At 70.1% G+C, this 1,727-nt stretch carries 1 protein-coding gene and 1 pseudogene; both read left to right on the top strand.

Features of this window, described 5'->3' with window-relative positions; genetic code table 11:
• Positions 1-4 precede the first annotated feature (4 nt).
• Positions 5-1,375, top strand: coding sequence for an acetyl-CoA C-acetyltransferase (locus AB4Y86_RS18235; RefSeq protein ID WP_441403557.1), 1,371 nt, complete (start codon positions 5-7; stop codon positions 1,373-1,375).
• A 9-nt stretch (positions 1,376-1,384) separates the two neighbouring features.
• Positions 1,385-1,727 (top strand): annotated as a pseudogene (locus tag AB4Y86_RS18230) (3-oxoacyl-ACP reductase); the annotation flags it as partial.

Genomic DNA, 1,727 nt, shown 5'->3' with positions numbered 1-1,727 from the left:
GCCCATGCCTGTAAACGGAACGTTTACGACCGGACCGAGGGATGCCGCAACGCCGAACGCCGGATCCCCTGCAGCGCAGCAACTCCGCAGGGCCGTCGTGGTGGGCGGGAACCGCATCCCGTTCGCCCGGACCGGCGGCGCCTACACCAAGTCGTCCAACCAGGACATGCTCACCGCAGCGTTGGACGGGCTGATCGCCCGCTTCGGCCTGCAGGACGAGCGGATCGGCGAAGTCGCCGCCGGCGCTGTGCTTAAGCACTCCCGTGACTTCAACTTGACCCGCGAAGCGGTCCTCGGCTCGGCCCTGTCCGCCGAGACGCCCGCCTACGACCTGCAGCAGGCGTGCGCCACCGGCCTTGAAACCGTGCTCGGTCTGGCTAACAAGATCAAGCTCGGCCAGATCGACTCCGCCATCGCCGGCGGCGTCGACTCCGCCTCCGACGCCCCGATCGCGGTCAGCGAAGGCCTGCGCGAAATCCTGCTGGACCTGAACCGTGCCAAGACCCTGCCGCAGCGGCTCCAGGTGCTGAGCCGGCTCCGGCCCAAGGACCTCGCCCCGGACGCCCCCAACACCGGGGAGCCGCGAACCGGGCTGTCCATGGGCGAACACCAGGCCCTCACCACCGCGCAGTGGAAGGTCACCCGCGAGGCCCAGGACGAGCTGGCCTACAACAGCCACCGCAACCTCGCCGCCGCGTACGACGCGGGCTTCTTCGACGATCTGCTTACCCCGTACCGCGGGCTTAGCAAGGACTCCAACCTCCGTCCCGACACCACCCTTGAGAAGCTCGCCGGCCTCAAGCCCGTCTTCGGCAAGAACCTCGGTGCCGAGGCAACCATGACGGCCGGCAACTCCACCCCCCTCACGGACGGCGCCTCCACCGTGCTGCTCGCCTCCGATGACTGGGCTGACGCGCATGACCTGCCTAAGCTGGCCACCGTGCTCGACGGCGAGGCGGCCGCCGTCGACTTTGTCCACGGCAAGGACGGCCTGCTGATGGCGCCCGCGTTCGCCGTTCCGCGCCTGCTGGCCCGCAACGGCCTCAGCTTCGCGGACATCGATTTCTTCGAGATCCACGAGGCGTTCGCCGGCACCGTGCTGAGCACCCTGGCCGCGTGGGACGACGAAGAGTTCTGCCGCACCCGCCTGGGCCTGGACGACGCTCTCGGCAGCGTGGACCGCGCCAAGCTCAACGTCAACGGCTCCTCCCTCGCCGCGGGGCACCCCTTCGCCGCGACCGGCGGCCGGATCGTCGCCACACTGGCGAAGATGCTGCACGCCAAGGGACAGGTGGACGGCCGCCCGGCCCGCGGGCTCATCTCCATCTGCGCCGCCGGCGGCCAGGGCGTTGTCGCCATTCTCGAAGCACACTAGGGGGACCGGATGACCGACAAATACACCCAGTTCGTGAGCCGTGGCTTCGGCAAGGACATCGCCAAGCGGCTCGGCCTGCCGCAACCGGTGGTGCTCCGGCGGCACCAGCCCGGACAGCCGCTGGTCCGCGGCCCGGTCCTGGTCCAAGGCTCCGGCAACGGCGCCGATGACCTCGCCGCAGCGCTGCTGTCCTGGGACCTGGACGTCCGCCGCCACGCCGTGCCGCGCGAAAAGCTCGGTGCCATCATCCTGGTCCTCGACGAGGCAGCCCGACCCGAAGACCTGGAAAAGCCCGTGCTGGCCGCCGCCGCGTCGCTCCGTGACCTCGCGGCCAATGCCCGCGTGGTGACGG

Origin of the sequence: Arthrobacter sp. 2YAF22_2 (assembly GCF_052114645.1) — a bacterium.
GTDB lineage: Bacteria > Actinomycetota > Actinomycetes > Actinomycetales > Micrococcaceae > Arthrobacter.
This window is presented reverse-complemented; position numbering and strand designations above follow the sequence as displayed.

Excerpts from the sequence above, each read along its gene's own strand:
- AB4Y86_RS18235 (WP_441403557.1), top strand. The coding sequence starts at position 5 with ATGCCTGTAAACGGAACGTTTACGACCGGACCGAGGGATGCCGCAACG.